This window comes from Agromyces sp. P1_H4 (assembly GCF_056405255.1).
This window is the reverse complement of record NZ_JBFUCL010000312.1, coordinates 1-4,572: the sequence shown is the minus strand read 5'-3', so window position 1 is coordinate 4,572 and position 4,572 is coordinate 1. Positions and strand designations below refer to the sequence as shown.

Here is a 4,572-nt window from a genome sequence, read left to right as displayed (position 1 = left end):
ACGTTGCGCAGCGGCAGGAAGACCTCTGGCGCGAGCACGAGCACGAAGAGGCCGGGCGCCAGGGTGAGGTCGCCGGCGACGAGCCGCAGGCCGATCGACACGGCGACGATCGCGACCGAGAGGCTCGCGGCGAACTCGAGGGTGAACCCCGAGAGGAAGGTGATCCGCAGCACCGTCATCGTGCGCCGGCGGTAGTCGTCGGTGACCGCTCGGATCCGCTCGACCTGGCGATCGGCGCGGCCGAAGAGGATGAGCGTCGACAGCCCGCCGACCACCTCGAGGAACCCGCGCGAGAGCGAGGCGAGGCTCTCCCACTGCCGGCGTTGCACGGCACCGGTCGCCATGCCGATGAGCGCCATGAAGACCGGGATGAGCGGCAGCACGATGACGAGCACGAGGCCCGACAGCGGGTCGGCGACCCACACGGCCACGACGCAGGCCGAGGTCGCGACCACGGTCAGCACGAGCTGCGGCAGGTAGCGGCCGAAGTACTCGTCGAGCGCCTCGAGGCCCGGCCCGAGCAGCGTGGCGATGCGCGACGTCGGGAACCCCGGGACGCCACCCGGCCGTGTCTCGAGCGCGCCGAGCAGGTCGCCTCGCAGCTCCGCCTTGACCCGCATCGCGCCGGCTGAGCCCACGACGTCCCAGCCCCAGGCGCCGACGGCGCGGGCGGATGCCGCGACGACGAGGATCCCGATGAGGGGCCACGCCTGCGGCATCCGCATGCCGTCGATGAGGCCGGCCACCAGCGACGCGAGCGCCCAGGCGAAGGCGATGATGGCGGCGGCCTGCACCGCCGCGAGCAGCGCGCCGGCGACGAGGAACCGCCGCGCGGCATGCGACCGGCGGATGAGACGGGGATCGAGGGGCTTCACGCGCTCAGTGCACCGCGGCCTCGATGCCGGCACGCGTCACGCGCTTGCGGAACACCCAATACGTCCATCCCTGGTAGGCCAGCACCAGCGGGAGGGCGACGAGGGCCAGCCAGCTCATGACGGTGAGCGTGTAGTCCGTGCTCGACGCGTTGGCCACCGTGAGGCTGTTCGCCGGGTCGTTCGAGGCGGGCATCACGTCGGGGAAGAGCGACGCGAAGAGCGCGAACACCGCCGCCGCGATCGTCACGGCGAGCATCGTGAACGCCACGCCCTCCGCACCGCGACGGTTGGCCAGCCAGCCCGCGATGAGGGCGACGGCCGCGACCGCCGCCAGGATCCAGAACCACGGCGTGCCCGACGCGAGGCCGGTCCAGAGCAGGAAGACCGCGGCGACCACGATCGTCGCGACACCCGACCGCCCGGCGAGCCGGCGCGCGCGCTCCCGCAGGTCGCCCTCGGTCTTGAGCGACACGAACACGACACCGTGGGTGAAGAAGAGCAGCATCGTGGTGAGTCCGCCGAGGAGTGCGTAGGGATTGAGCAGGTCGAACAGCGTGCCCGTGTAGTTGTGGTCGGCGTCGAGCGGCACGCCCTGCACGATGTTCGCGAACGCCACGCCCCAGAGGAACGCGGGCACCGCCGACCCGACGAYGATCATGCCGTCGAACCACGCCTTCCACCTCGACTCGGGCCGCTGGTGGCGGTACTCGAACGAGACGCCGCGCGCGATGAGCGCGAGGAGGATGAGCAGCAGCGCGAGGTAGAAGCCCGAGAACAACGTGGCGTACCACTCGGGGAAGGCCGCGAACAACGACGCCCCCGCCACGATCACCCACGTCTCGTTGAGGTCCCACACCGGACCGATCGTGTTGATGAGCACGCGCCGGTCGGTGTCGTCCCTGCCGAGGAACGGAAGCGACATGCCGACCCCGAAGTCGAAGCCGTCGAGCACGAAGTAGCCGACGAAGAGGAAGCCGACGATCCAGAACCAGAGCACCGAGAGATCCATGGTCACGTCCTCCTAGTACACCGTGGCGGCGGGTTCGATGCGGCCCGACTCGGGATCGGGCTCGCCGACCTCGGGCGGACCCTTCCGGATGGCCCGGATCACCAGGCGCACCTCGACGACCGCGAGCGCGCCGTAGATCAAGGTGAAGGCGACGAGGGAGATGAGCACCTCGAGGCCCGTCACGTTCGGCGACACGGCCGAGGCGGTCGGGAGCAGGCTGAAGACGATCCACGGCTGCCGGCCCATCTCGGTGAAGATCCAGCCGACGATCATGGCCCCGAGCGAGAGCGGGAAGCTCCAGATCGCCGCCTTCCAGATCCACGGATGCCGCGGCATCCGGCCCTTGCGGGTGAGCCACAGGCCGACGACGGCGACGAGCACGTGGAGCATGCCGAGCCCGATCATCCAGCGGAACGCCCAGTAGGTGATCCAGATGATCGGCGAGTAGTCGCCGGGACCGTAGAGCGCCGTGTACTCCGCCTGCAGGTCGTTGATGCCCTCGACGCAGCCGTCGAACGTATGCGTCGAGAGGAATGAGAGCAGGTACGGCACGCGGATCGAGAAGAGCTCGGTGCTGCCGTCGGGCGTGCCGAGGGTGAACAGCGAGAAGGAGGCGTCCGCGCCGCAGACCGTGTCGTAGGTGGCCTCCGCGGCGGCCATCTTCATCGGCTGCGTCGCGACCATCGCGAGGCTGAGCTGGTCGCCGAACAGCGTGGTGAGGATGCCGGCACCGACCATCACCCAGAGGCCGAACTTCAGCGCGGGGCGCATGGTGTCGAGGTGCTGGTTCCGCGACAGGTGCCAGGCGGCGGCGCTGATGATGAGCCCCGCGGCCACCATGAAGCTGGCGGCGATCGTGTGCGGGAACGCCGCGAGGGCGACCGGGTTGGCGAGCAGTGCCCAGATGTCGACGAGCTCGGCCCTCGCCTTGTCGGCGTTCATCTCGTAGCCGACCGGATTCTGCATGAACGCGTTCGCCGCGATGATGAAGTACGCCGAGAGGATCGAGCCGATCGCGGTCGCCCAGATCGTCGCGAGGTGCAGGCCGCGTGGCAGCTTGTCCCACCCGAAGATCCAGAGGCCGATGAAGGTAGCTTCGAAGAAGAACGCGAGCAGGCCCTCCATCGCGAGGGGCGCCCCGAACACGTCGCCGACGAAGCGCGAGTACTCCGACCAGTTCATGCCGAACTGGAACTCCTGCACGATGCCCGTGACCACGCCCATGGCGAAGTTGATGAGGAAGATCGACCCGAAGAACCGGGTGATGCGGAGGTACTCCGCCTTGCCGGTGCGGTACCACGCGGTCTGGAAGATCGCGGCCGTGCTGGCGAGGCCGATAGTGAGTGGAACGAAGAGGAAGTGGTAGACGGTGGTGAGGCCGAACTGCCAGCGAGCGAGCAGCAGCGGGTCGAGCAGTTCGTTCACGGATGCCCCTTCCCAGTCGTTCCGTCATGTCTACTACACGACGTAGAACATCCTTCTACGTAGCGTAGAACAATTCGGCGGAAGCCGGTAGTCTGGACGCATGGCGAGTCTCGGCGAGTTGGAACGCTCCGTGATGGAGGTGCTCTGGACGAGCGACGTCGCGCTCACGGCGAACGAGATGCGCGACGCGCTCGCACTGCGCGACGACGCCGCCCGCATGGTCGCCACCACCACGGTGCTCACCGTCCTCTCGCGCCTCGAGCGCAAGGGGTTCGTGTCGCGCTCGCGGGACATGCGGCCGCACCGCTATCGCGCGCTGCTCAGTCGCGAGGAGCACACCGCCGAGCTCATGCACGAGGTGCTCGACCGTTCCGCCGACCGCGACGCCGCCCTCGCCCGCTTCGTCGGCACCGCCAGCGCGGGCGAAGCGGCCACCCTGCGCCGCCTGCTCGACGAGCTCGCGCGCCACTGACCATGCTCGCCGTCTCGGCGGTGCTCGGCGCCCTCGCGGTCGCCCTGGCGTGGCCGGTGCCGGTCGTCCTGGCCCGTGCCGACTGGCCGTCGCGCGCACCCGCGGCCGCGCTCGCGCTCTGGCAGGCCATCGCCCTCGCCGGGGGGCTGTCGATGATCGGATGCCTCMTCGCATTCGGTGCCGCACCGGCCGGCTCCCTGCCGGCAGCCGTCGCGGCGCTCGCCCCGTACCTGCTCACCGGCCCCCTCCCTGCCGGCTTCGGCGTCGCCGAGGTCGCCGCCCTCACCCTCGCGGTGGCCATCGCCCTGCTGCTCACCCTCAACCTGGCGCTCACCGCGGTGCGCGCCGAACGGGAGCGGCGACGGCAGCACCAGCTCATCGGCCTGCTCAGCCACCCGATGCCCGGCGACCCCCGCACGCGCGTGCTCGCGCACCCGGTGCCGCTCGCGTACTGCGTGCCGGGCATCCGCACCGCGACCGTGCTCACCGACGGGCTCATCGACGCGCTCACGCCCGACGAGCTGGCAGCCGTGATCGCCCACGAGCGCACCCACCTCGATCAGCTCCACCACCTCGTGCGCCTCTCGTTCCGCGCCTGGCACAGCGCCATCCCCTGGTTCCCGATCGCGAACCGCGCCGAGCACGCTGTCATCACCCTCACCGAGATGCTCGCCGACGACGGCGCCCGGCGGGCCGTCGGCACCGCATCCCTCCGCGGGGCCCTCGAGCGCGTCGGTGACGCCGGCGAGTCCGGCGCATCCCTCGACGGCGCATGGGGCGCCGACGCCGAC

At 70.3% G+C, this 4,572-nt stretch carries 5 protein-coding genes; 2 read left to right on the top strand and 3 right to left on the bottom strand.

Annotation, left to right across the window (positions count from 1 at the left end):
- The 3 genes from AC1DY2_RS16025 to AC1DY2_RS16015 all read right to left on the bottom strand — a co-directional run.
- Positions 1-875, bottom strand: an 875-nt coding sequence (locus AC1DY2_RS16025) for an ABC transporter transmembrane domain-containing protein (protein WP_476763325.1), incomplete at its 3' end; no start/stop codon positions are given.
- Positions 876-879: 4 nt separating this feature from the next.
- A complete protein-coding gene (cydB, locus tag AC1DY2_RS16020) occupies positions 880-1,884 on the bottom strand; it encodes a cytochrome d ubiquinol oxidase subunit II (RefSeq protein ID WP_476763324.1) in 1,005 nt (334 codons plus the stop codon).
- A 12-nt stretch (positions 1,885-1,896) separates the two neighbouring features.
- Positions 1,897-3,309, bottom strand: coding sequence for a cytochrome ubiquinol oxidase subunit I (locus AC1DY2_RS16015; protein ID WP_476763323.1), 1,413 nt, complete (start codon positions 3,307-3,309; stop codon positions 1,897-1,899).
- A gap of 100 nt (positions 3,310-3,409) precedes the next feature.
- Here AC1DY2_RS16015 and AC1DY2_RS16010 point away from each other — a divergent pair, with 100 nt between their 5' ends.
- Entirely contained in the window at positions 3,410-3,781 is a 372-nt protein-coding gene (locus AC1DY2_RS16010; protein ID WP_159602317.1) for a BlaI/MecI/CopY family transcriptional regulator, read from the top strand.
- A gap of 2 nt (positions 3,782-3,783) precedes the next feature.
- Positions 3,784-4,572, top strand: a 789-nt coding sequence (locus AC1DY2_RS16005) for a M56 family metallopeptidase (RefSeq protein ID WP_476763322.1), incomplete at its 3' end; no start/stop codon positions are given.

Coding starts and splice junctions, on each gene's coding strand:
- AC1DY2_RS16010 (WP_159602317.1), top strand. CDS start 3,410: ATGGCGAGTCTCGGCGAGTTGGAACGCTCCGTGATGGAGGTGCTCTGG.